At 73.3% G+C, this 23,155-nt stretch carries 23 protein-coding genes; 10 read left to right on the forward strand and 13 right to left on the reverse strand.

Going from position 1 to position 23,155, the window contains the following annotated elements; translation table 11 throughout:
* The first annotated feature begins 134 nt into the window (after positions 1-134).
* The gene (locus E0F75_RS34915; protein WP_229314994.1) at positions 135-1,118 is read left to right on the forward strand and encodes a small ribosomal subunit Rsm22 family protein; all 984 of its coding nucleotides are present in this window, start codon (positions 135-137) and stop codon (positions 1,116-1,118) included.
* A gap of 118 nt (positions 1,119-1,236) precedes the next feature.
* Here E0F75_RS34915 and ddaH read toward each other — a convergent pair whose 3' ends face one another.
* Positions 1,237-2,067 carry a dimethylargininase gene (ddaH, locus tag E0F75_RS34920; RefSeq protein ID WP_374115488.1) on the reverse strand — a complete coding sequence of 277 codons (831 nt, stop codon included), beginning with the start codon at positions 2,065-2,067 and terminating at the stop codon, positions 1,237-1,239.
* 171 nt (positions 2,068-2,238) lie between these two features.
* Here ddaH and E0F75_RS34925 point away from each other — a divergent pair, with 171 nt between their 5' ends.
* Complete coding sequence (locus E0F75_RS34925) at positions 2,239-2,877, forward strand: TetR/AcrR family transcriptional regulator (protein WP_229314995.1); 639 nt, start codon at positions 2,239-2,241, stop codon at positions 2,875-2,877.
* A 115-nt stretch (positions 2,878-2,992) separates the two neighbouring features.
* The gene (locus E0F75_RS34930) at positions 2,993-3,772 is read left to right on the forward strand and encodes a bifunctional DNA primase/polymerase (protein ID WP_030321615.1); all 780 of its coding nucleotides are present in this window, start codon (positions 2,993-2,995) and stop codon (positions 3,770-3,772) included.
* A 141-nt stretch (positions 3,773-3,913) separates the two neighbouring features.
* On the opposite strand, the gene E0F75_RS34935 is transcribed toward E0F75_RS34930, so the two are convergent.
* The 7 genes from E0F75_RS34935 to E0F75_RS34965 form a co-directional block, all read right to left on the reverse strand.
* Positions 3,914-4,981: a hypothetical protein gene (locus tag E0F75_RS34935; protein ID WP_229314996.1), complete on the reverse strand. Its 1,068-nt coding sequence runs from the start codon at positions 4,979-4,981 to the stop codon at positions 3,914-3,916.
* Positions 4,938-5,819 carry an iron uptake transporter permease EfeU gene (gene efeU / locus E0F75_RS34940; RefSeq protein WP_229314997.1) on the reverse strand — a complete coding sequence of 294 codons (882 nt, stop codon included), beginning with the start codon at positions 5,817-5,819 and terminating at the stop codon, positions 4,938-4,940. Before efeU ends, E0F75_RS34935 begins: the two co-directional genes overlap by 44 nt.
* A gap of 30 nt (positions 5,820-5,849) precedes the next feature.
* A complete protein-coding gene (efeB, locus tag E0F75_RS34945; protein ID WP_229314998.1) occupies positions 5,850-7,133 on the reverse strand; it encodes an iron uptake transporter deferrochelatase/peroxidase subunit in 1,284 nt (427 codons plus the stop codon).
* Between the two features lie 28 nt (positions 7,134-7,161).
* Complete coding sequence (efeO, locus tag E0F75_RS34950) at positions 7,162-8,316, reverse strand: iron uptake system protein EfeO (protein WP_229314999.1); 1,155 nt, start codon at positions 8,314-8,316, stop codon at positions 7,162-7,164.
* Positions 8,317-8,482: 166 nt separating this feature from the next.
* Positions 8,483-9,382: a heme ABC transporter ATP-binding protein gene (locus tag E0F75_RS34955; RefSeq protein WP_229315000.1), complete on the reverse strand. Its 900-nt coding sequence runs from the start codon at positions 9,380-9,382 to the stop codon at positions 8,483-8,485.
* The gene (locus E0F75_RS34960; protein ID WP_229315018.1) at positions 9,379-10,434 is read right to left on the reverse strand and encodes an iron ABC transporter permease; all 1,056 of its coding nucleotides are present in this window, start codon (positions 10,432-10,434) and stop codon (positions 9,379-9,381) included. Before E0F75_RS34960 ends, E0F75_RS34955 begins: the two co-directional genes overlap by 4 nt.
* A 38-nt stretch (positions 10,435-10,472) precedes the next feature.
* Positions 10,473-11,459 carry a hemin ABC transporter substrate-binding protein gene (locus tag E0F75_RS34965; protein WP_229315019.1) on the reverse strand — a complete coding sequence of 329 codons (987 nt, stop codon included), beginning with the start codon at positions 11,457-11,459 and terminating at the stop codon, positions 10,473-10,475.
* Between the two features lie 192 nt (positions 11,460-11,651).
* Between E0F75_RS34965 and E0F75_RS34970 the strand changes: the two genes are divergently transcribed.
* From E0F75_RS34970 to E0F75_RS34980, 3 genes are all read left to right on the forward strand, one after another.
* Complete coding sequence (locus E0F75_RS34970) at positions 11,652-13,079, forward strand: HtaA domain-containing protein (protein WP_229315001.1); 1,428 nt, start codon at positions 11,652-11,654, stop codon at positions 13,077-13,079.
* A gap of 132 nt (positions 13,080-13,211) precedes the next feature.
* On the forward strand, positions 13,212-14,879 hold the full coding sequence (locus E0F75_RS34975) for an HtaA domain-containing protein (RefSeq protein ID WP_229315002.1): 1,668 nt from the start codon (positions 13,212-13,214) through the stop codon (positions 14,877-14,879).
* A 119-nt stretch (positions 14,880-14,998) separates the two neighbouring features.
* The gene (locus E0F75_RS34980; protein WP_229315003.1) at positions 14,999-15,679 is read left to right on the forward strand and encodes a PhzF family phenazine biosynthesis protein; all 681 of its coding nucleotides are present in this window, start codon (positions 14,999-15,001) and stop codon (positions 15,677-15,679) included.
* Positions 15,680-15,767: 88 nt separating this feature from the next.
* On the opposite strand, the gene E0F75_RS34985 is transcribed toward E0F75_RS34980, so the two are convergent.
* Positions 15,768-16,418, reverse strand: a complete 651-nt coding sequence (locus tag E0F75_RS34985; RefSeq protein ID WP_229315004.1) for a heme oxygenase (biliverdin-producing) — start codon at positions 16,416-16,418, stop codon at positions 15,768-15,770.
* Between the two features lie 115 nt (positions 16,419-16,533).
* Positions 16,534-17,391, reverse strand: coding sequence for a type I methionyl aminopeptidase (gene map / locus E0F75_RS34990; protein WP_229315005.1), 858 nt, complete (start codon positions 17,389-17,391; stop codon positions 16,534-16,536).
* Between the two features lie 61 nt (positions 17,392-17,452).
* Here map and E0F75_RS34995 point away from each other — a divergent pair, with 61 nt between their 5' ends.
* Entirely contained in the window at positions 17,453-17,692 is a 240-nt protein-coding gene (locus E0F75_RS34995; protein WP_229315006.1) for a hypothetical protein, read from the forward strand.
* Positions 17,693-17,733: 41 nt separating this feature from the next.
* On the opposite strand, the gene E0F75_RS35000 is transcribed toward E0F75_RS34995, so the two are convergent.
* Both E0F75_RS35000 and E0F75_RS35005 read right to left on the reverse strand, forming a co-directional pair.
* Positions 17,734-19,053 carry an MFS transporter gene (locus tag E0F75_RS35000; protein WP_229315007.1) on the reverse strand — a complete coding sequence of 440 codons (1,320 nt, stop codon included), beginning with the start codon at positions 19,051-19,053 and terminating at the stop codon, positions 17,734-17,736.
* A 96-nt stretch (positions 19,054-19,149) separates the two neighbouring features.
* Complete coding sequence (locus E0F75_RS35005; RefSeq protein WP_229315008.1) at positions 19,150-19,752, reverse strand: hypothetical protein; 603 nt, start codon at positions 19,750-19,752, stop codon at positions 19,150-19,152.
* A gap of 106 nt (positions 19,753-19,858) precedes the next feature.
* On the opposite strand from E0F75_RS35005, the gene npdG reads away from it, so the two are divergent.
* Entirely contained in the window at positions 19,859-20,572 is a 714-nt protein-coding gene (gene npdG, locus E0F75_RS35010; RefSeq protein WP_229315009.1) for an NADPH-dependent F420 reductase, read from the forward strand.
* A 101-nt stretch (positions 20,573-20,673) separates the two neighbouring features.
* On the forward strand, positions 20,674-20,859 hold the full coding sequence (locus E0F75_RS35015) for a hypothetical protein (protein ID WP_374115489.1): 186 nt from the start codon (positions 20,674-20,676) through the stop codon (positions 20,857-20,859).
* 68 nt (positions 20,860-20,927) lie between these two features.
* Here the strand turns inward: E0F75_RS35015 and E0F75_RS35020 are convergent, their stop codons facing one another.
* Positions 20,928-21,722, reverse strand: coding sequence for a site-2 protease family protein (locus E0F75_RS35020; protein ID WP_229315010.1), 795 nt, complete (start codon positions 21,720-21,722; stop codon positions 20,928-20,930).
* 114 nt (positions 21,723-21,836) lie between these two features.
* Between E0F75_RS35020 and E0F75_RS35025 the strand changes: the two genes are divergently transcribed.
* A partial coding sequence (locus E0F75_RS35025) for a BTAD domain-containing putative transcriptional regulator (RefSeq protein WP_229315011.1) occupies positions 21,837-23,155 on the forward strand: 1,319 nt, incomplete at its 3' end.

The following is a 23,155-nucleotide window of genomic DNA, read 5'->3' on the forward strand; positions in this document are numbered from 1 at the left end:
GCGGCGCCCGGTGTGCCGCCCGATGTCGACCCGCGCTGCCCGCTGTCGTCCTGTGCCGCCCTGTGTCGCCCGGTGCGGCGCAGGGGGCTCCGTGGGCCGCCGCGGCCGCCGATCCCGCCGCCTAGACTGTCTCGGTGAACGCCTCCGCTCCCTCCGCCGACTCCCTGCGCGCCGCCCTCGCCGGGCTCCTCGACGGGCTGCCGCCCAAGCAGGCCGCCCGGGCCGTCGACCGGCTGATCGCCAACTACCGGGGGACCACCCCGACGGACGCCCCCGTGCTGCGCGACCGCTCCGACGTCGCCGCGTACGCCGCGTACCGGATGCCGGCGACCTTCGAGGCGGTACGGGGCGCCCTCGCCGCCCTGCGCGAGGCGGCGCCCGACTGGGAGCCGCGTACCCACACCGACGTCGGCGGCGGTACGGGCGCGGCCGGCTGGGCCGTCGCCGAGGCCTGGGAGGAGCAGCCGCCCCGCACCACCGTCCTGGACTGGGCCGAGCCGGCCCTCGCCCTCGGGCGCGAGCTCGCCGCCGGGACTCTGGACGCCGAGTGGCGCACGGCCAGGATCGGCAGCGCGCTGCGGCTCGCCGACACGGACCTCGTCACCGTCTCGTACGTGCTCAAGGAGCTGACCGAGGCCGACCGGGCCGCCCTCGTGACCGAGGCGGCGCGTGCCGCGCAGACCGTCGTGATCGTCGAGCCCGGCACCCCCGACGGCTACGAGCGGATCATCGCGGCCCGCACCCTGCTGATCGAGGCCGGGTTCACGGTCGCGGCGCCCTGCCCGCACAGCGGGGCCTGCCCGATCGAGCCGGGCACGGACTGGTGCCACTTCTCGGCCCGGGTCAGCCGTTCCTCGCTGCACCGGAAGGTGAAGGGCGGTTCGCTGCCGTACGAGGACGAGAAGTACAGCTACGTGGCGGCGACCCGGGTCGCGCCCGCGCCGGCGACCTCCCGCATCACCCGCAGGCCGCAGATCCGCAAGGGCCTGGTCCTCCTCGACCTGTGCGGCCCGGACGGCCTGACCCGGGACACGGTCACCAAGCGTCACGGCTCGCTCTACAAGCAGGCCCGCGACGCGGAGTGGGGCGACTCCTGGCCGCCGGAGGCCGAGGACTGAGAGCCCCGGCTGTGCGCACCCACCGGAAGTGCCCCCCGAAGTCACGTTTCCGCAGACCAGGAGGGGCACTTCGCGGAAGCGTCCCCAGCAGCGTCGACCCGTTCCGACGCCCTGTGGGCTAGGGCCGCAGCTCCTGGGTGCAGCACTTCACGCTGCCGCCGCCCTTGAGGAGTTCACCCAGGTCCATGCCGATCGGCTCGAAGCCCCGCCGTCGCAGCGGGTCGAAGAGGCCCACCGCCGCCTGGGGGAGGAGGACGTTCCGGCCGTCGCCGACCGCGTTCAGGCCCAGGGCCGCCGCATCCTCGGCCGTCGCGATCAGGGCGTCGGGGAAGAGCCGGGCGAGCACCGCGCGGCTGCCGGGGGAGAAGGCGTCCGGGTAGTACATGACCTCGTCGCCCGCGTCGTCCAGGACGCACAGCGCCGTGTCCAGGTGGTAGTACCGCGGGTCCACCAGCTCGAGGCCGATCACCGGGCGGCCGAAGAACTCCTGCGCCTCGTCGTGCGAGAGCGGGCTGGAGCGGAAGCCGCGCCCGGCGAGGATCCAGGAGGCGGTGACGGCGAAGTCCCCCTCGCCCTCGTTGACGTGCTCCGGAGCCCGTACGTCGTCGGCTGCCCAACCGTTTCCTCGGAACCAGGCCAGATGCGCCCCGGCCTCGGCCGCGCGCTCCGCGTGGGCGAACTTCGCTCCGAGGACCCGTCCGTCGACGACGGTCGCGCCGTTCGCCGCGAAGACCATGTCCGGCAGCGCCGGGTCGGGGGCGAGGAGCTCGACCGTGTGGCCGAGCGCGCGGTAGCGGTCGCGCAGGTCCTCCCACTGGGCGAGGGCGAGCGGCAGGTCGACCGGTTTCGTGGGGTCCATCCAGGGGTTGATGGAGTACGTCACCGTGAAGTGCGTGGGTGGGCACATCAGATAACGGCGGGGCGAGGACGTGCGCGGAGTGGTGCGCAATGAGGGCTCCTCACGGACGGGCGGTCAGAGGCACCGGCGGGGTGAAGATCCGCCGGATCGGTGACCCCATGGTCCGCCTTCCGGGCCCGCCGCGCTGTGGACCGTTCGGGTGGTTCGGCTCTGGCCACGACTCGCGAGACGTAGCGTCTCGTAGACTGCTAGATTGGGCCCATGTCCGACACCAAGGCCCCCGACGCCTCCCGCCGCAGCGAGCGCTCCCGCCGCGCCATCTTCGACGCCGCCCTCGCCCTCGTCTCCGAGACCGGCTACGCGAAGACCACCATCGAGGGCATCGCCGCCCGCGCCGGGGTCGGCAAGCAGACCATCTACCGCTGGTGGCCCTCCAAGGCCGCCGTCCTCCTCGACGCCTTCCTGGACCTCGCGGCCCGCGCCAATGAGGCAGCTCGGCGGGCGGACGCCCACGGCGGGGAAGGGGCCGCTGAGATCCCCGACACCGGCGACCTCGCCGCCGACCTCAAGTACGTCCTGCGCGCCACCGTCGACGAGATGAACGACCCCACCTTCGACGCCCCCACCCGCGCCCTCGCCGCCGAGGGCATCGTCGACCCCGAGCTCGGCGCCCGCTTCACCGAGGCGCTCCTCGAACCGCAGCTCCAGTACTACGCCCGCCGCATCGAGGCGGCCCAGGCGGCCGGCGACGTGGACCCCGGCGTCGACCCCCGGATCGCCCTCGAACTCCTCGTCGGACCGCTCCACCACCGCTGGCTCCACCGCACCCTGCCGCTGACCCACGCGTACGCCGACAGCCTCGTCGACCTCGCCCTGCGCGGCCTCGCGCCGAGGGCCTGAAACGTCCGTCGCACACCGGTTCCACACCCCGGTTCCGCACTCCGGTCACCCAGGGCGCAGGATGGTGGGACCATGGGCAGAGCCGAACGGGCGAGCATGAGGTGTGAGGGGATAGATGGGCGACGGGATCGACCGCTACCGCGGCACGGAGAGCAAACTCGCACAGTGGCTGCGCAGGCGCCCGAAACGCACCGCGGCCGACGACGAGAACGACCGCGAGAAGCTGCTTCTGGCCGTCGCCGCCGCCGGGCTGCCCCTCGCCCCCGCCGCGTACCCCGTCGGCTACAGCTGTTCCTGTGAGCGGATCGGCTGTCCCACCCCCGCCCGGCACCCGGTCTCCTTCGCCTGGCAGACGCAGTCGACCACCGACCGCGCCCAGATCGAGCGCTGGGCCCGCAACGAGCCCGAGGCGAACTTCATCACCGCCACCGGCATGGTCCACGACGTCCTCGACGTACCGCTCGCCGCAGGCCGCGCCGCCCTGGAGCGCCTTCTCGCCGAGGGCGTCGAGGTCGGGCCGGTCGCCGAGTCCGCCGACGTCGACACGGTCGGCGGGCGGATGCTCTTCTTCACCGCCACCCGCGGCACCCCCGAGGACGAGGACGAGTGGTGGCCGTGTGAGCTCGACTGCCACCCCGAGACCATGGACGAGCACCCGGGGCTCCGCTGGCACTGCCGCGGAAGCTACGTCCTCGTACCGCCCGCCCGGCTCCCCGGAGACGAGAGCGCCCATCCGGTCGTCGCCTGGCTCCGCGGCCCCGAGCACCCGCTGCCCGACCCGCTGAACCTCCTGGAGACCCTCCAGGACGCCTGCGCCCGCCACGCGGCCGCGCGCGAGGCGGAGGGCGACGGCGAGCACACGGCCCACGAGATCGCCTGGCCGCTGACCCGCTGACCGGCCGGCCTGCTGGGCTCCTGACCTACGGCCCCCTGACCGGCTGGCCTGCTGACCCGCTGGGGAACGGCCTGAGCGGCGGCCAGAGCGGTGGCCTGAGCGGCGGCCTGGGCCGGGGGCTGTTCAGCGGGCGACCGGGCCTTACGAGCCCTGCGCGCCCACCACGCCCTGGAGCCGGGCCTTGATCGTGACCCCGTCGCGGTCGGTGCCCGCCGGCTTCACCAGGACCGCCTGGTTGGACACCCACTCCTTGGTGACCGTGTTCTTGACCTCGCCGGTCAGCAGCGCCTTGATGTCGGGGTCGACCTTGGGCCGGTAGCCCGGCGCCGCCGTCTGCCGCTCGAAGAACCGCGTCGCGAAGAAGACGAACGCGCCGCCGTCCTTCGTCCGCAGCCCGAGCGGCGCGAAGTCGCCCTCGTCCGCGACCCGGTCCAGGTACTGGGTGGCGAGCCCCGGGCGCTTGGCGCCCTTCTCCCGCTGCTCCCGCAGCAGCGTCGTGTGCGGCCCCTCCGCGTACGGCCCCGGCTGCCCGTCCTTCAGGTACGCGACGTACTCCTTGCCGAGCTCCTCGGGCGCGACCGCGAGCGTGTCGGTGTCCGCGGCGACCGGCACCGCGTACCCGTCCTCCTCGGCGAACTCGGGCACCTGCGACGGGCCCAGGATCACCAGGTGGGCCGCCTCCCACAGCTGCTGGGGCCCGTTGCGTACGAAGACGACGAGCCAGCGCTGGTCGCCGGCGCCCTCGTCGGTGTCCAGGTTGGGGTCGGTGTCCGCGAGGAACCAGCGCGGCCAGCCCGCCTTCTTGGGCAGGACGAAGCGCGCGTCCGACAGTTCGAGGGGGCGGTGGTTCGGATTGCCGCCGGGGGACGTCACCGCACGCGCGCGCAGACCCGCCTGGTTGATCTCGCCCAGCGGACCGGTGACCCGGCCCGCGTCCAGGGCCGGGTCGTGGGCCTTGTCGGCCCTGTTGTAGGCGGTGGTGAAGTCGGCGAGGGCCTGCGCGGCCTCGGCCTGGGTGGCCGGCGGCATCAGGGCGAGCTCACCGTGCACGGTGACGCAGCCGCTCGCCGTCAGCGCGAGGACGGTCGCGGCCGCCGTCGCCGCGAGGAGACGTACGGGGCGCGCGGGGCGCGCGGCTCTCGTGGACCGTCCTGCCGTCAGCCGCTCAAGCGGTCTTCCCGGCGCTCGCCTCAGCGTCAGCCTGCTCATCGGTCGCCTTCTGCTTCTTCACCCGCACGGACGGACCCGACCCTATCGGGGCCAGGAACAGCGCGAGCGTCGGGACCAGATACAGCGCCCACACCGTGACCTGAAGGACCGTCGGGTTCGGCTGGAAGTTGAAGACGCCCTTGAGGAGCGTGCCGTACCAGCTGTCCGGCGGGATCGTCGCCGAGATGTCGAAGGCCTTGTTCGCGAGGCCGTCGAGGAAGCGGGCCTCCTGGAGGTCGTGCACGCCGTACGCGAGGACGCCCGCCGCCACCACGACCAGCATCCCGCCGGTCCAGGTGAAGAACTTCGCCAGGTTGATCTTCAGCGCGCCCCGGTAGAACAGCCAGCCGAGGAGCACCGCCGTGAGCAGGCCGAGCAGGACACCGGCCAGCGGTGCGAACGTGCCGTCCGAGGAGGCCCGGACCGACGCCCACACGAACAGCGCCGTCTCCAGGCCCTCGCGGCCCACGGCCAGGAAGGCGGTGGCGACGAGTGCGCCCGTGCCCATCCGGAGGGCCGCGTCGAGCTTGCCGTGCAGCTCGGCCCTGAGGTGCCGGGCGGTGCGCCGCATCCAGAAGACCATCCAGGTCACCAGGACGACCGCGACGATCGAGAGCGAGCCGCCGAGCAGCTCCTGCGCCTCGAAGGTCAGCTCCTGGGAGCCGAACTCGAGGCCGGCGCCGAAGGCCAGGGCCACCCCGACGGCCACGCCGATGCCGATCCAGATCGGCTTGAGCGCGTCCCGCCGGCCGGTCTTCACCAGATAGGCGATGAGGATGCAGACGACCAGGCTGGCTTCGAGGCCCTCGCGCAGGCCGATCAGATAGTTACCGAACACGCCGGTTCCCTCCCGGGGTTGCGTGGAGTGTCACGAGAACAGCGCCCGGCCCCACCAGTCGCCCTTGTCCCGGACGCCCGGCGGGACCGCGAAGAGCGCCGAACCCACGTGCTGGATGTACTCGTTGAGGGTGTCGGCCCGCGACAGGGAGGTCTGCACCGGGATGAAGCCGGTCCGCACGTCCTTCTGGTACGCCAGGAAGAACAGCCCGGCCTCCAGGCGGCCGAGGCCGTCCGTGCCGTCGGTGAACGAGTAGCCGCGGCGCAGGATGGTCGCCCCGGCGTTGGTGTCCGGGTGGGCGAGCCGGACGTGGGAGTCCGGCTTCATCGCCTTCAGGAACGGCTCGTCGTGCTCCTTGGCCTTGCCGACGGGCGCGCCCTCGCGCTTGTCGCGGCCGAAGATGTCCTCCTGCTCGGCGAGCGGGGTGCGGTCCCAGGTCTCGACGTTCATCCGGATGCGGCGGGCGACGAGGTACGAGCCGCCGTCCATCCAGGCGGCCGGTCCCTCGGCGTCCTTCCCCGAGACCCACACGTGCTTCGCGAGCCGCTCGGTCTCGGTGCCCGCGATGTTGCGGGTGCCGTCCTTGAAGCCGAAGAGGTTACGGGGGGTCTGGGCATCCGGGGTCGTCGAGGACGTCTTGCCGAAGCCCAGCTGCGACCAGCGCACCGCGACCTTGCCGAAGCCGATCCGTGCCAGGTTCCGGATGGCGTGCACGGCGACCTGCGGGTCGTCCGCGCACGCCTGCACGCATAGGTCGCCGCCGCTGCGCGCCGGATCCAGGTTGTCGCCCGGGAACTTGGGCAGCTCCACCAAGGCCCCGGGCTGCTTGTCCTTCAGCCCGAAACGCCCGTCGAAGAGCGTGGGGCCGAAGCCGATCGTGAGGGTGAGACGCGAGGGCTTGAGGCCGAGGGCCTCACCGGTGTCGTCCGGCGGTGCCTCGGGGAGGCCGCCGTACGCGCCCTCGCCGACCTCGGCACCGGCCGTCATGCGCTCGGCCGCCCGCGTCCAGTCCTTGAGGAGCCGGACCAGCTCGGCGCGGTCGGTCGTTGTCACGTCGAAGGCCGCGAAGTGCAGCCGGTCCTGGACGGCGGTGGCGATGCCGGCCTGGTGCGGGCCGTGGAAGGGCACGGCCGCGCCGCTGTCGGCGACCGGTACCGGGGTGTCCCCGTCCCGGGCCAGCAGGGCGGCGGCGCCGCCCGCCGCGGCGGCACCGAGCGCGAGCCCGGCACCGCCCAGGGCAATGACCTTGCGGCGGGAGGGCGCGGCGGCCTCAGCCACCGTCGTCTCCCGGTCTTCCTGGGTCTCCTCGGACACGTCCGCGCCTCCCCGCTCTCTCTGTCCGTTACTTGACGACGGCGGCGGAGAGCTTGGAGAGCGGCTCGGCCAGCGCGTTGACGCCGTCCGACAGCTCCTTGCGCTCGGCCTTGCCGACCTTGTCGTACGAGGTGAAGACGTAGCTGCTCTTGTCCGTGCGGTACTTGTCGAGCAGCGTGTTCAGCGCGGCGAACTGCTTCTCCAGCTCGGCGACGAGCTTCGGGTCGTTCTTCGTGGCGACCGGCTTGAGCAGGTCGAAGGACTTCTGCGCGCCCTCGACGTTGGCCTTGAAGTCGACGAGGTCGGTGCGGGAGTAGCGCTCCTCCTCGCCGGTGACCTTGCCGGTGGCGACCTCGTCCAGGAGCTCCTTGGCGCCGTTGGCCATCGAGGTCGGGGTGATCTCGGCCTTGCCGACCCGCTTCACCCAGTCCGCGAGGTCCTTGTCGAGGAGGTCGGCGAGCTGCTTCTCGCGCTCGCCGATCTTCTTGTCCTGCCAGAGGGCCTTCTCCAGGCGGTGCCAGCCGGTCCAGTCCTTGGCCGGGTCCTGGCCGGCCTCCAGGCCGTCCTCGCGGACGTCGACCTTGGGGTCGATGTCGCCGAAGGACTCGGCGACCGGCTCGGTGCGCTCCCAGCCGATCCGGGACTCGGCGTAGGCCTTCTTCGCGGCCTCGATGTCACCGGCGCGGACGGCGTCGGTGAAGACCTTCACCTTGGGGAGGGTCGCGTCGGCCTGCGCCTGGACGTACTGGCGGTAGGCGGCGACGGCCGCGTCCATCTCGGGGGAGCGCTTGACGCCCGCCGCACCGCCGGTGGCCTTGACCTGCTGGCGGATGCCGTCGCCGACCATGCCGGGCTTGCAGGCGATCTCGTAGTCGCCGGCCTTGATCTCGGCGGTCAGGCTCGCCTTGGTGCCGGGGCCGATGTTCTCGCGCTCGGTGACGATCCGGTCGTCCGGGTAGAGGACGTAGACCTCGGTGACCTTGGAGCCGCGGTTCTCGACGGACAGCTGCACGTGGCCCGCGGGGAACTCCTTCTTCGAGACCTCGCAGGAGTCGTCCTTGGCGACCACGGTGATCGTGCCGTCGTCCGCCTTGGCGTCGCTCTTCTCGGTGCAGCCCGTGACGGCGGCCAGGGCCGCCGCGGTCGCGGCGGCGGTGACGACGGAGAGGCGAACGGCTCGCATGGGGACTCCAGAAACACGGGGAGGGGGACTGAGGCGGACCTAACTTAACCGAGGCTTACCTCAGCCATACCCGGTCGTCCAGTGATTCAGCTCTCAGGTCCGACGGACCGGACACGGCGGGATCACAGGGGCTTCATGGGGTCCTCATGGGGTGGTCAAGGGCAGGTCAAGGGCGGTGAATTGTCCTGATTTCCCGCTCCTCGCGGACGGCGCCCGTCCGTTTCGGCACGACGAGCGGGACGCCGGTCCTCGGGTGCGGGAACACCTCCACCGGCTGCCGGTAGACCCGGCTCAGCAACTCCTCCTCGAAGACCTCCGAGGGCGGCCCCTCCACCGCGATCCGGCCGCCGTGCAGCACCCCGACCCGGTCCGCGTGGGCCGCCGCGAGCCCGAGGTCGTGCAGCACGACCACCACCGCGTCCCCGGCCGCCGCCCGCTCCCGGCAGACCCGCAGGACCAGTTCCTGGTGGCGCAGGTCGAGCGCGGCCGTCGGTTCGTCGAGCAGTAGGAGGCCGGTCCGCTGGGCCAGGACCCGGGCCAGCGCGACCCTGGCCCGCTCGCCGCCCGACAGCGCGGAGAACGGGCGCCCGGCGAAGGCCCCGACCTCGGTGGCCGTCATCGCCTCGGCGACCGCCGCCTCGTCCTCGTCCTCCCGCTCGGTCCCCGCCCACGGGGCCCGGCCCATCCGCACCACGTCGCCGACGGCGAAGGGGAAGGAGAGCGCCGCGTCCTGCGGCAGCACCGCGCGCCGCAGGGCGAGTTCGCCGGGCGTCCAGCCGGCGGCCGGCCGCCCCCCGATCCGTACCTCTCCGGCGCTCGGCGCGAGATCGGCGGCGAGCGCGGCGAGCAGGGTCGACTTGCCGGCCCCGTTGGGCCCGACCAGGGCGAGGACCTCTCCGGCCCGCACCCCGATGCCGACGGCGTCGAGCACGGCCCGGCCGCCGCGTTCGACCCGTACGCCGACGGCCTCGGCGACCGTCTCGCCCGGCGCGGCGGGGTGGGGCAGCGCGCGCGTGCGCCGGTGCGCGAGTGCGGGGAGCAGCCCCCGGAGGCGTACGGATGTCATGCCCAACCACCTTGCCTGCGACGGGTCCTGCGCAGCAGCCAGAAGAAGAACGGGCTGCCGAGGAGGGCGGTGAGGACGCCCAGGGGGAGTTCGGCCGGGGCCGCGACCGTACGGGCCGCGAGGTCGCCGGCCGTGAGGACGACCGCGCCGCCGAGCGCGCTGCCCGGCACCAGGAAGCGGTGGCCCGGGCCGTTCGCCATCCGCAGCAGATGCGGGACGAGCAGACCGACGAAGGTGATGATCCCGGCCACCGCGACGGCGGCCGCCGTCAGCAGCGCCACCACCAGGATCAGGGCGACCCGCAGCCGCTCCACGTCCACGCCGAGATGCCGGGCGGGGCGCTCGCCGAGGGCGAGCAGGTCGAGCCGGCGGGCGTGGAAGGGGGCGACGGCGAGGCCGACGAGCGCGCACGGCAGCACGGCGAGGACCTTCGGCCAGGTGGCCTGGGCGAGCGAACCGAGCTGCCAGAAGGTGATCTGGGTGACCTGGGCGTTGTCGGCGAAGAAGATGAACAGGCCGATGAGCGCGCCCGCGAAGGCGTTCACCGCGATACCGGTGAGGATCAGCGTCACCACCTCCGTACGGCCGCCGGAGCGGGACATCGCGTACACCAGGAGCACGGTCGCGAGCCCGGCGACGAACGCGCAGACCGTCACCGTCCAGTTGCCGAGGAAGGTGAGGCCGAGCGCGATGGCGCCGACCGCGCCGACGGCCGCGCCCGCCGAGATGCCGATGACACCGGGCTCGGCGAGCGGGTTGCCGAACACGCCCTGCATGAGGGCGCCCGCGCAGCCGAGCGAGGCGCCGACGAGCACGGCGAGGACGACCCGGGGGAGCCGGATGTTCCACAGGACGCTCTCGGCCGTGCGGTCGAGCGCGTGTCCGCCGAGCCCGATCCGGTGGTGCACGGAGGCGAGGACGTCGTCGAGCGGGATCTCGTACGCCCCGATCCCGGCCGAGAGCAGGGCGAGGAGGAGCAGGACGGCGAGGAGGCCGGCGGTGAGGAGGGCGGCGGTGCGCGGCCGTGGGGCGGGAGGCGCTTGCGCCGACAGGCCCTTGCCGAGTGTCGGCGGGGTCTCCCGGAGCGCCGTCACCTCTGCTCCCCGTACAACTGGCCGACCAGGGACTTCAGGACCTGGTCGGTGCGCGGGCCGTAGTTGAGGAGGACGCCGTCGTCGACCGTGACGACCCGGCGGTCGGCGCCGGCCGGGGTCTCGGCGACGCCGGGGACCTTCACGAGGCCGTCGATCCCGCCGACGGAGGCAAGTCCCTTGCTCATGACGAGGATCGCGTCGGGCGCGGCCTTCGCCAGGGCCTCGCTGGTGATCGGGGTGAAGTCCTTGGTGAGGCCGGACTCCTTGCCCGCGTCGATCGCCCCGGCGGCCTCGAGGAGCGAGCTCGCACCGGACTCGGCGCCGCCGAGCAGATAGACGGCGGCCGAGCCGCGGACGTAGAGGAAGGCCACCCGCGGCTTCTCCTCGCGGGCCGGGATGCCCTTCCGTACGGCGTCGATCCGCTCCTGGGTGCGCTTCCTGAGTGCCGTGCCGGAGTCCGGTACGCCGAGGGCGGCGGCGACCGCGTCGATCCGGGTACCGACGTCGGCGAGCGCCTTCGCGGGCTTCACGACGACGAGCGGGATGCCCGCGTCGCGGATCTGGGCGATGGCCTCGGCCGGTCCGGTGGTGCCCTCGGCGAGGACGACGGTGGGCCGCAGCGAGAGCACGCTCTCGGCGGAGACGTCGTGGGCGCGGGTCACCACCGGGAGCTTCTCCGCCTGTTCGAAGGTGGCGGTGATGTCCCGGGCGACGACCTTCGGGCCGAGGCCGAGGGTGAAGACGATCTCGTTGAGGGAGCCGCTGAGCGGCACGATCCGGTCGGTGGAGGTGACGGTGACCGTCCGTCCGTCGGCCGAGGGGACGGTGACGGGAAGCCGGGGTGCGACCGGGTCGGCGAGCGGCTCGACCCGGTCGCGGGCCGCGGCGGACGCACCGGTGGTGGACGGGCCGGTGGTGGACGGGCTTCTTCCGCTTCCGTTTCCGGTGTCGTCGCCGCCTGCGCCACCGCAGCCGGTCGCCATGAGAGCGAGGGTCAGCACTGCTGTCAGCGCTCCCGTGAGGCGAGTTCTACGCACCGGGCACCGTCCTGTCGTTCGTTCCGCTTCGTACTGCCGTGGTTCTGGTCCGACGAGTTCGTCGCCGGGGGATTCCAGCCGAGGCTCGATGTAGCTTAGGTTAGCCTTGCCTTACTCGCCAGCCCTCGGAGGGGTTCCATGATGCTGTCCAGACCCGCCCGCGCGGTCGCCGTGGCACTGTTCGCGGCCCTGCTCGCCGCCCTCGTTCCGGCCGGCGCGGCCCACGCGGAGAGCCGCACGGTGCAGGGCGGACGGCTCGACTGGGGCATCAAGTCCTCCTTCCAGAGCTACGTCACCGGGCCCATCGCCCAAGGCGTCTGGGGCCTCACCGGCGGAGCCGCCACCATCGGCGGAAGCCGGTTCCGCTTCCACTCCGCGCAGGGCACGTACGACCCCGAGACCGGCGCCTTCGAAGCCGCCTTCTCCGGCGGCGTCCACTTCACCGGCCACCGCAAGGCGGACGGCACGAACGAGCTCGACCTCACCGTCAGCCGCCCCCGGGTCCGGATCCAGGGCGGCAACGGCACCCTCTACGCCGACATGACGAGCAAGGCCAGGGGCAGCGGCCGGACCACCGTCGCCTCCCAGGTGCCGCTCGCCACCCTCGACGTCGGCGGCATCGACATGCGCGGCGGGGGCAGCCCCGTCTCGCTCAGCGGCGTGCCCGCCACACTCACCGCGCAGGGCGCCGGCGCCTTCGCCGGCTACTACCCGGCCGGTACCCCGCTCGACCCCGTCAGTCTCACGGTGGACGTACGGACGCCCGAGAAGTCCGCACCGACCGGCCGGCCGACGACCAAGCCCCCCACGAGGCCGTCGCCGACGGCGAGTTCCCCCGGCGTGCCCTCGCACACCGGCACCGTGAGGACCGCCGCCGTCGACTGGGGCGTGCGCCGCACCTTCCGCGAGTACGTCACCGGTGCCGTCTCCCAGGGGAACTGGACCCTCGCCGACGGCGCCCAGGACGGCGGCGCGCTCTTCCGCTTCCCCGGCGGCAAGGGCACGTACGACCCGAGGAAGGGCACCCTCGACGCCGCCTTCGCGGGCAGCGTCCGCTTCACCGGCGCCCACCTCGACCTCACGCTCGGCAAGGTCACCGTGAAGGTGAGCGGCGGCACCGGCACCCTCGGCGCCGACGTCACCAGCGCGGGGAAGACCGAGAAGGCCGTCCCCCTCGTCACCTTCACCGCCCGCGACCTCACCCCGGAGAACGGCCTCGCCGTCGTCACCGAGGCCCCCGCCACCCTCACCGAGGGCGGCGCCAAGGCCTTCGGCGGGATGTACAGGGCCGGCACCGCGATGGACCCGGTGTCCCTGGCCGTCGCCGTCGACACCAAGGCCCAGCTGCCCGCGCTCCCGGACCTCGGGAGCGATGCGGGGCCCACCCCGTCGACCGCCTCGACTCCGGCCGTTTCGGCCGCTCCCGCCGCGGCCGCCGCGGCCTCCTCCTCCTCCTCCTCCACCGGCCTGTACCTCGCGATCGGCGCGGGCGGGCTGCTCGCCGCCGCGCTCGCGGTCTTCGTCGCCGTACGCCGTCGCCGCACCGACAGCACTCCCACGGCCTGAACTCCCACGGCCTGAACTCTTCCGGCCTGAACTCCCATGGCCTGCATTCCCCCGGCCTGAGCTCCCACCGCCTGAAGTCCCCCGCGCGCACCCCCCCTTCGCGCCCCGCGTCCCACCTAGGAGAACCCCGTCATGCCCACCCCCTTGCGCCACCGTTCCGTCACCCTGGCCGCGGCCGTCGCCACGGCAGCCGCCCTCGGCACGGGCGCCGTCGCCCTCGCGCTCCCCGCGGCGGCCGACACCGCGCCCCCGATGACGCTTAGCGACGGCACGCTGGACTGGGGCATCAAGCAGTCCTTCCGTACGTACCTGGCCGGTGGCTTCGCCCACGGCAAGACCACCCTCGAAGGCGGCGCCGAGCAGGCCGCGAACAACGGCGTGTTCACGTTCGTCGACGGCACCGGCACGTACGACACGACCACACACGCCACCGCCAACTCCTTCAAGGGCGGCGTCCGCTTCGAGGCCCACCAGGGCGCCCTCGACATCCGGATCTCGGACGTCCGGCTGTCGACGAAGGGCACGGCCGCGCCCACCGGCGAGATCACCGCCGACGTCGTCACCAAGGAGAAGGACGGCTCCGTCTCCACCCGCTCGGACATCGCCATCGCCGCGCTCGACATGACCGGCGTCCGGCCGGCCCAGGGCGCGGGCGGCGCCATGACGTTCAAGGACATACCGGCGAAGCTGACGAAGGACGGCGCGGCGGCGTTCGCGGGCTTCTACAAGGAGGGCGACGAGCTCGACGCCGCCACGCTCACGGTGAAGGCGGGCAGCCGGCCGACGACCGCGCCGCCGACCACCCCGCCGCCCACGACGGAGCCGCCGACCACCGCCCCGACCACGACGGCCCCGACGACCGCCCCGACCACGACGGCCCCGACCGCGACCGCCCCGACGAGCACGGCCCCCACCAGCCCCGCCCCGACCACCACGGCCCCCACCAGCCCCGCCCCGACCACCACGGCGCCCACGAGCCCGGCCCCGACCTCGACGCAGCCGACCGGCGACCCGTCCGGTGTCGTCAACGGCAAGCTGACCTGGGGCGTGAAGCAGAGCTGGCAGAAGTACGTCGGCGAGATGTGCGGCGGCTCGGTCTCCGCCTCCGGCGGCGCGAAGAAGAAGGGCACCGCGTACGAGTTCGGCTTCGTCAAGGCCGACCTCGACGCCGAAGCCCGCAAGGCCGACGCCGCCTTCTCCGGCAAGCTCGCCTTCGTCTGCGCCGCCCACGACATCAACTGGACCATCAGCGACGTGAAGGTGAAGGCGACCGGCACCACCGGCACCCTGACGGCCGACGTCACGAGCGCCCGGGGCACCCAGAACGACGTGGCCTTCGCCGACCTGGACCTGTCGAAGTCCGACTGGACGGCGAACGACGGGGTCGTCACCCTCGCGAACATCCCGGCGAAGCTCACGGCGGCCGGCTCCGCCACGTTCAGCGCCCCCGGCGGCCAGGGCGGCTACCCGGTCGGCACCGCCATGGACCCGCTGACCCTGACCCTCTCGCTCGACGAGGACGCCACGCTGCCGTCGACCTCCGGCGGGACCGGCGGCTCCGGTTCCACCGGCACCACCAGCGGCGGCGGTGAGGCCGGCGGCTCGTCCACCACGGGCGGCGGCGGGACCGTCGGCGGCGCGGGCACGGTCGGCGGCGCCGGGTCCACGGGCGGCTCCGGCTCCCTCGCCGCGACCGGCTCGGGCGCCCCGACGGGTCTCCTGCTCGGCGCCTCGGGCGCCCTCGCGGCTGCGGGCGCGGCCGTCGTCATCGCCGTACGCCGCCGCGCGACGGAGTCCTGAACCACCACCACGCCCTCGGGGCATCCACCGAGAACCGCCACCCCCCATAAGGGGCAGGACCGCACTCGATTCCCGGGTGCGGTCCTGTCTGCGCGTCGCGAAATGGTTCAATTTCCGCCATGAACACGACCGTGCCCAGCACCGCCACCGACATCGACGTCCTCCGGGTCTTCTGCGCGGCCGACGGCCGGCACGGCAACGCCCTCGGAGTCGTACGGGATGCGAGTACCCACCCCGACGAGGCCTCCCGGCAGGCGCTCGCCAAGGAACTCGGGTTCAGCGAGACCGTGTTCGTGGACGACCCGGAGCGCGGGATCGTCGACATCTACACGCCCGGCCTGCGGCTGCCCTTCGCCGGACACCCGCTGGTCGGCGCCGCCTGGCTGCTCGACCTTGAGGTCGTCGTCCCGCCCGCGGGCGAGGTGTGGGTGCGCGGCGACGGGGAGTTCACCTGGATCGAGGCGCGCGCCGAGTGGGCGCCGCCGCGGACCCTGCGCCGGTACGGCTCGGCCGCCGAGGTGGAGGCGCTCGACGTGCCCGAGCCGGGGGAGTGGATCTACGCCTGGGCCTGGGAGGAGGAGGCCGCGGGCCGGATTCGGGCGCGGGCGTTCCCGGGCCGGGGCGACGGCATCGACGAGGACGAGGCGACCGGCGCGGCGGCCCTGCTGCTCACGGCGGAGCTCGGCCGGGCCCTGAACATCACGCAGGGCCGGGGTTCGCAGCTGCTCACTGCCCCCGGCCCTGACGGCATCGTGGAACTCGGCGGACGGGTCCGCCTGGAGGGAACGCTCACGCGCTGAGCGCGCGAGGGCGCCCCGAACGCTCACGCGCTGAGCACGTGGGGGTCCCGTGGCGCGATGAGAGCCCCGGGGCCCTCCCGCCCCTCCCTCACGCGGTCAGCGGGAACTCCCCGCCCAGCTGGTGGAAGACCGCGCTGTTGAAGGCGAACGCGCGCTTGCACTCGTCGACGATCCGCTGCTTCTCCAGGTCGTCCGCGTTCACCCCGTCGAGCAGCTCCCGGTACGCCCGCTTGAACGCGGCCGGGTTGGAGATCGTGTCGAACACGTAGAAGCGGACGCCGTCGCCCTTGCGCGCGAAGCCCCAGGTGCGCTCCGCCTTGTCGCGGATGATCTGGCCGCCCGACAGGTCGCCCAGGTAGCGCGTGTAGTGGTGGGCCACGTACCCCGCGGGCCAGTCGCGGGCGCACTCGGCGACCCGCTCGGCGTACGCCACGGTGGCGGGCAGCGGGGAGACCCCGGCGCGCCAGTCGGGGCCCCGCAGATGGGCGAGGTCCTGCTCCAGGGCGGCCGTGCGGAACAGTTCGGGCTGTATGAACGGCCCCGCGACGGGGTCCGAGCGCAGGGCCTCCGCGCCGTCCTCCAGGCTGCGGTACACGAACCAGAGCTGCTCGGTGTAGCGCGCGTAGGCGTCGACGGCCAGGCGTCCGCCCAGGAGGTCGCCCATGAAGGACGACGTCTCCGCCTCCGTGTGCTGCTCGTGCGAGGCCGTACGGATGAGCGTGGAGAAGGGCGTGTCCAAGGCGTGCCTCCGAGACCGATGGGACGGGAACCAGTGACGATCCTGCCAAGTTAGGCTTACCTAAGTCAACTGGTTCCCGACGTCCTGTCGGCAAAAGACCTACCCAATCGAACGGCTAGGGCAACGTGAGGATCTCCGTGCCGGTCTCCGTCACGACGAGCGTGTGCTCGAACTGGGCCGTCCGCTTCCGGTCCTTGGTCACGACCGTCCAGCCGTCGTCCCACATGTCGTAGTCGTGGGTGCCGAGCGTCAGCATCGGCTCGATGGTGAAGGTCATGCCGGTCTTGATCTCGGTGGTGTGGTGGGGCGAGTCGTAGTGCGGGACGATCAGGCCGGAGTGGAAGGACGAGTTGATGCCGTGCCCGGTGAAGTCACGGACGACGCCGTAACCGAAGCGCTTGGCGTACGACTCGATGACCCGGCCGATGATGTTGATCTGGCGGCCCGGCTTGACCGCCTTGATGGCCCGGTTCAGGGACTCCCGGGTCCGCTCCACGAGCAGCCGCGACTCCTCGTCGACGTCGCCGCAGAGGTAGGTGGCGTTGTTGTCGCCGTGGACGCCGTTGATGTACGCCGTGACGTCGAGGTTCACGATGTCGCCGTCCCGCAGGACGGTGGAGTCCGGGATGCCGTGACAGATGACCTCGTTGATCGAGGCGCACAGCGACTTCGGGAACCCGCGGTAGCCGAGGGTGGACGGGTAGGCGCCGTGGTCGCACATGTACTCGTGCGCGACCCGGTCGAGCTCGTCGGTGGTGACACCCGGGGCGATGTGCTTGGCGGCCTCCTCCATCGCCTGTGCGGCGATGCGGCCGGCGATCCGCATCCGCTCGATGGTGTCGGAATCCTGCACCTCGGGCCCGCTGTACGGGGTCGGGGCGGGCTTCCCGACGTACTCGGGGCGGCGGATGGAGCCCGGAACGGAACGATGGGGGGAGAGCTCCCCCGGGACGAGAAGCGACTGGCCAGACATGCCAGCGAGTCTAACGACCGGGTCTGGGGCAGCATGGTCTCGGAGGAAGGAGCCGACGACGATGGCTTTGTTCAAGAAGCGCACCGTGGGCAAACCGGGTGAGTGGTACTACTGCCTGGAGCACAAGAAGGTCGAAGAGGGCCCCGAGTGCCCGGCGAAGAACCGCTTCGGCCCGTACGCCACCCGCGAGGAGGCGGCCCACGCGATGGAGACCGCCCGCGAGCGGAACCTGGAGTGGGAGGCCGACCCGCGCTGGCACGACAAGGCGGGGAAGCCGGAACCGCAGGAGCCGCCGGACTAAGGCCTTTCCTGTCTGAACCACCGGGGCCCGGCCGGGACCGTTCACACGGTCCCGGCCGCCTCCTGCTCTGCCGCCTCCCGCTGGGCCGTGTCCTGCTGGGCCTTGCGGCGCAGCGAGTCCTCGTCGGTCTCGGAGTCGTACGTGAGGAGCTTCGGCAGCGCGAGGCAGAGCAGGCCCACCGAGGCGACGCAGGCCACGCCGCCCGTCCAGACGGCCGACCGGGTGCCGGTCCAGCCCGCCATCGCGCCCGCCCTGACCTGGCCGAGCTGCGGGCCGACGCTGTACGAGAGCACCTCGATGCCCGCGAGCCGGCCGCGCAGCTCCTCCGGGATCGTCTGGTTCCAGATCGTCGCCCGGCCCAGGCCGCTCAGCATGTCGCCGGCCCCGGCGAAGGCCAGGCAGAGCAGGACCAGCCAGATGTTCCCGAACCAGCCCGCCGCCGCGATCGCCAGTCCCCAGCCGGCGGCGCCCGCGACCACGAGCAGCCCGTGCCGGCGCACCTTCGACGTCCAGCCGCTGGTCAGGCCCAGCGCCAGCGAGCCGACCGAACCCGCCGCGTACATCAGGCCGAGCGACCAGTCCGCGTCCAGCTCGTCCGCGAGGAACGGGAAGATCGTGTTCGGGAAGGCGAAGAACATCGCCGCGAGGTCGATCGCGTACGTGCCGAGCAGCACCGGCCGCGACCACGCGTACCGCGCGCCCTCCGCGATGCCCCGCAGCGAGGGCTTCTCCGCGTCGTGCGCGGGCGGCGCGGGGGAGAGCCGGCGGCACAGCAGCACCGAGGCGGCGAAACCGACGATCGTCACCCCGTACGCGGGCGCGTGACCCGCGTACGCCACGACCAGGCCCGCGAGCGCCGGGCCCGCGATCGAGCCCATCTGCCAGCGCAGCGAGTTCAGCGCGGCCGCCGCGGTCTGGTGCTCGTGCGGCACGATCCGGGCCAGGAGCGAGTCCAGGGCCGGCCGCTGGAGCCCCGCGAGCGCCGAGACACCGGCCGCGACCACGTACAGCGGCCAGAGCATCGGGGTCGGAAGCAGCGAGTTGACCAGCAGGATCGCGGCGAGCAGGCCGAGACCCGCCTCGGTCAGGAGGATCACCTTCCGCCGGTCGACGGCGTCGGCGAGCGCCCCGCCGTACAGGCCGAAGACCACCAGCGGCACCAGCTCGACCGCGCCCATCGCGCCGACGGCGAGCGGCGAACCCGTGAGTTCCTTGATCTGCAGCGGCAGGGCGATCATCGCCATCGCGCTGCTGAAGTACGTGACGAGCCCCTGCACCCAGAGCAGCCGGAAGTCCCGGGACGCGCGCCAAGGCGCCAGATCGGGCAGGAGCGCGGAGAGCTTCGCGAAGGCAGGAGACACGAGAGGCCATGCTCCGGTGACGAACCGGACGGGGCAAACGATTTTCCTGCCCGCGCGCTGGTAGGAGGAGGCCGCTCAGGGCGGACCGGCCTCCTCCTACCAGCGCGCCGGCGGCGGTGCCGTCAGCCGGTCCGCGAGGTCCGAGAGACGGTCGCGGAAGCGGCGGTTCCCCCGCGGTGACGGCAGGCTGTTCTCACCGGCAGCCGCGCTCACCAGATGCTGCACCGTGTCCAGGTCGACCTCCGCCCCCTCCGCCACCGTGAGCGTCTCGTGCGCGAGCCCGCGCACCTCCTCGTCGCCCCCGTCGAGCGACAGCACCGTCGCCCCTGCCCGCCGGGCGTCGTGCACCCGCTGCAACAGCCCCGCGTCCGGCCGCTCCGGCGCCACCATCAGCAGCGTCGCCCCGCGCCCCGCCACCTCCAGACGACCGAGCCCCACCGCCAGATGCGCCGGATCCCCCGGCCGCACCCGGTGCCGTACCAGCGTCGGCGCCAGCTCGGGGATCCCCGACCAGGCCGACTCGTCGACCAGGTGCGCCGCCAGGTGCCAGGGCTCGTACTCCTCCGTGCCGACCAGGAGCAGCCCGCCCCGGTGCGGGACGACCGAGGACCGGAGCGCGCCCGCGAACCGGCGGGCCGCCCGCGGCCACTCCGTCCCGGCGAGCACTTCCCGCAGCAACGCGACCCGTACGGCATCCATGGCCCCGCATCCTGCACCAGACAGAGGTCCTCGCGTGGCCGGTTGTGGTCGTTCCACCCGTACGGGAGCCGCACCGGCGGGCCGACCGCTCGGTAATGTCGGGTCCATGACTTCCTCGACTCCCAGCACCCCCGCCGCCAAGGCCGCCCCCAAGGACCCGTGGGACCTCCCCGACGTCTCCGGCCTCGTCGTCGGCGTCCTCGGCGGCACCGGAGACCAGGGCCGCGGCCTCGCCTACCGGCTCGCCAAGGCCGGACAGAAGGTGATCATCGGCTCCCGCGCCGCCGACCGCGCCCAGCAGGCCGCCGACGAGATCGGCCACGGCGTCGAGGGCGCCGACAACGCCGACTGCGCCCGCCGCAGCGACATCGTGATCGTCGCCGTGCCGTGGGACGGGCACGCCAAGACCCTGGAGTCCCTGCGCGAGGAGCTCGTGGGCAAGCTCGTCGTGGACTGCGTCAACCCGCTCGGCTTCGACAAGAAGGGCGCCTACGCGCTCAAGCCCGAGGAGGGCTCCGCCGCCGAGCAGGCCGCCGCGCTCCTCCCTGACTCCCGCGTCGCCGCCGCCTTCCACCACCTCTCCGCCGTCCTCCTCCAGGACACCTCTCTGGAGGAGATCGACACGGACGTGATGGTCCTCGGCGAGGAGCGCGCCGACGTCGAGCTCGTCCAGGCCCTCGCCGGCCGCATCCCCGGCATGCGCGGTGTCTTCGCCGGCCGGCTGCGCAACGCCCACCAGGTCGAGTCGCTCGTCGCCAACCTGATCTCGGTCAACCGCCGCTACAAGGCCCACGCCGGGCTGCGCGTCACCGACATCTGAGCCGCTTTCGGGCAGGATGCCCGAGCCGGTCCCGGCCGGACGGAGGGCATGGGGGACACTGGACGGGCACAGCAGCCGTACCCGGACAGGAGCCGACCCCCATGCCCCGCCTCGCCCTCTTCGCCCTCGTGGTCTGCGCCCTGGCCGTCGCCGCGGCCGTCGTCTCCTTCGTCGAGGGCAGCTTCCTCGGCGTCGTCTGGGTCCTGATCGCCGGTCTGTCGTCCAACATGGCCTGGTACTACATCCGCCGCGCGAAGGTCGAGAAGACCGCGAGCGCCGAGGCCTAGCCCGGCCCCGGAGGCCGGTCCGGCCCCCGGAGGCCGGTCCGGCCCCAGGGCGTCACCGGCCCCCGGCCTCAGACCTGGCAGAACTCGGGCGACTCCTGCCAGAACCGGAACAGCTGCGAGCCGCAGTAGCGGGACAGCTCCGGCACCCCGAGCGACCGCATCAGCGCGTCGATCGCGTCGAAGAAGCCTTCGTTGACCGCCGGCACGAACAGCAGCGCGATCACGATGAAGAAGCCGTACGGCGCGTACGGCTCGATCTGCCGCTTCACCTTGTACGACAGCCAGGGCTCGACGATCCCGTACCCGTCGAGGCCCGGCACCGGCAGCAGGTTCAGGAGCGCCGCGGTCACCTGGAGGAACGCCAGGAAGGCCAGCGCGAACTGGAACGCGAGCGGGACGCCGTCGAGCGCGTCCAGCCAGAACGGGGCCGTGCAGACGAGCGCGAACAGCACGTTCGCGAGCGGGCCCGCCGCCGAGATCAGGCTGTGCTTCCAGCGGCCCTTGATCCGGCCCTGCTCGATGAAGACCGCGCCGCCCGGCAGACCGATCCCGCCCATGATCACGAACAGCACGGGCAGGATGATGCTGAGGACGGCGTGGGTGTACGCCAGCGGGTTCAGGGTCAGATAGCCCTTCGCGCCGACCGTGATGTCACCGCCGTGCAGGGCCGTACGGGCGTGCGCGTACTCGTGGAGACAGAGCGACACCACCCACGCCGAGGTCACGAAGAGGAAGACCGCCAGACCGGGCAGGGCGGCGAAGTCCGTCCACACCGCCCAGCCCGTGACGGCCATGACGGCGAGGATCGCCAGGAAGACGGGGCTGATCCGCCGCTCGTGGCGCCGGGTGGTGGCCGTGGTCATCGCGGAAGCTCCCAGGGGACGGAGGTGGCGTCGTTCGGTGCCTGATGTGCGGGAAACGTATCGGGTGACGGGGCGAGTTCCGGAGTCGGGGACCCTCTCACGGAGAATGGGCCCGTGCACTACTCCGTCCTCGGCCCGACCCTCGCCCGCACGCCCGACGGCACCGACGTGGCCGTCGGCGGCCCCCGGGTCCGCGCGCTGCTCACCGTCCTCGCCCTGCGGGCCGGCCGGACCGTGCCCGTACCGGATCTCGTCGACGAGGTGTGGCACGGCGACGAGCCGCCCGCCGACGCCGTCGCCGCGCTCCAGGCCCTCGTCGGACGGCTCCGCAAGGCTCTCGGCCGGGACCGGATCGTCTCCGCCGAAGGCGGCTACCGGCTCGACGCCCGGCCCGAGGACGTGGACGCCCGCCGCTTCGAGCACCTGGCCGTCGAGGGCGTGGCCGCGCTCGGCGCCGGGGACCCGGCCCGGGCCGCCGCCCTCCTCGACGAGGCCCTCGGGCTCTGGCGCGGGCCCGCCCTCGCCGACCTGCCCGACCGGGACGCGGAGGCCCCCCGCTGGGAGGCCCGCCGCCTCGACGTCCGCCGGGTCAGGCTGGACGCCGCCCTCGGGCTCGGCGAGGCGCCCGCGGCCCTCCCCGAACTGACCGCCCTCTGCGCCGCCCACCCGCTGGACGAGACCCTCCAGGCGCTGCGGATCCGGGCCCTGCGGGACACCGGACGCGCGGCCGAGGCCCTCGCCGCGTACGAGTCGGTCCGGCGCGCCCTCGCCAACCGCCTCGGTACGGACCCGTCGCCGGCCCTGCGCGCCCTCCACGCGGAGCTGCTCGCGGGACCGCGGACACCCGAGCCCGAGTCCGTGCCGAAGCACGGGAACGAGGAGGCGGCCGCGGCGAAGCCGGAGACCGCCGTCCGGGGCAATCTGCGCGCGCGTCTCACCAGCTTCGTCGGCCGCGACGAGGAGATCACCGCCCTCCGGGAAGACCTGCGCACGGCCCGGCTCGTCACCCTGCTGGGGCCCGGGGGCGCCGGGAAGACCCGGCTCTCCCAGGAGGCGGCCGAGCGCGGGGCCGCCGACGGGGCCTGGCCGGACGGCGTCTGGGTCGCCGAACTCGCGGCCGTCACCGACCCGGAGGCGGTCGTGGAGGCCGTCCTCGCGGCCGTCGGAGCCCGTGAGACGGTGCTGCGCGGCGCCGGAGCCGAGGAGCTGCGGGCCGGGGACGACCCGCTCGGCCGACTCGTCGAGCACTGCGCGGGCCGCCGGATGCTGGTCCTCCTCGACAACTGCGAGCATCTCGTGGCGGCCGCCGCCGCACTCGCCGAGACCCTGCTGGCACGCTGCCCGGACCTGCGGATCCTCGCGACGAGCCGGGAGCCGTTGGGGGTGCCGGGGGAGATGGTGCGGCCGTTGGGTCCGTTGCCGGTGGGGATGGC

It is taken from the genome of Streptomyces sp. CB02980 (assembly GCF_014451325.2).
Taxonomy (GTDB): domain Bacteria; phylum Actinomycetota; class Actinomycetes; order Streptomycetales; family Streptomycetaceae; genus Streptomyces.

Excerpts from the sequence above, each read along its gene's own strand:
- E0F75_RS34925 (WP_229314995.1), top strand. The coding sequence starts at position 2,239 with ATGTCCGACACCAAGGCCCCCGACGCCTCCCGCCGCAGCGAGCGCTCC.
- E0F75_RS34995 (WP_229315006.1), top strand. The coding sequence starts at position 17,453 with ATGGCTTTGTTCAAGAAGCGCACCGTGGGCAAACCGGGTGAGTGGTAC.
- E0F75_RS35005 (WP_229315008.1), bottom strand. The coding sequence starts at position 19,752 with ATGGATGCCGTACGGGTCGCGTTGCTGCGGGAAGTGCTCGCCGGGACG.
- E0F75_RS34955 (WP_229315000.1), bottom strand. The coding sequence starts at position 9,382 with ATGACATCCGTACGCCTCCGGGGGCTGCTCCCCGCACTCGCGCACCGG.
- E0F75_RS34980 (WP_229315003.1), top strand. The coding sequence starts at position 14,999 with ATGAACACGACCGTGCCCAGCACCGCCACCGACATCGACGTCCTCCGG.
- map (WP_229315005.1), bottom strand. The coding sequence starts at position 17,391 with ATGTCTGGCCAGTCGCTTCTCGTCCCGGGGGAGCTCTCCCCCCATCGT.
- E0F75_RS34930 (WP_030321615.1), top strand. The coding sequence starts at position 2,993 with ATGGGCGACGGGATCGACCGCTACCGCGGCACGGAGAGCAAACTCGCA.
- E0F75_RS35020 (WP_229315010.1), bottom strand. The coding sequence starts at position 21,722 with ATGACCACGGCCACCACCCGGCGCCACGAGCGGCGGATCAGCCCCGTC.
- E0F75_RS34975 (WP_229315002.1), top strand. The coding sequence starts at position 13,212 with ATGCCCACCCCCTTGCGCCACCGTTCCGTCACCCTGGCCGCGGCCGTC.
- E0F75_RS35015 (WP_374115489.1), top strand. The coding sequence starts at position 20,674 with ATGCCCCGCCTCGCCCTCTTCGCCCTCGTGGTCTGCGCCCTGGCCGTC.
- E0F75_RS34970 (WP_229315001.1), top strand. The coding sequence starts at position 11,652 with ATGATGCTGTCCAGACCCGCCCGCGCGGTCGCCGTGGCACTGTTCGCG.
- efeO (WP_229314999.1), bottom strand. The coding sequence starts at position 8,316 with ATGCGAGCCGTTCGCCTCTCCGTCGTCACCGCCGCCGCGACCGCGGCG.
- E0F75_RS34965 (WP_229315019.1), bottom strand. The coding sequence starts at position 11,459 with ATGGCGACCGGCTGCGGTGGCGCAGGCGGCGACGACACCGGAAACGGA.
- npdG (WP_229315009.1), top strand. The coding sequence starts at position 19,859 with ATGACTTCCTCGACTCCCAGCACCCCCGCCGCCAAGGCCGCCCCCAAG.
- E0F75_RS34935 (WP_229314996.1), bottom strand. The coding sequence starts at position 4,981 with ATGAGCAGGCTGACGCTGAGGCGAGCGCCGGGAAGACCGCTTGAGCGG.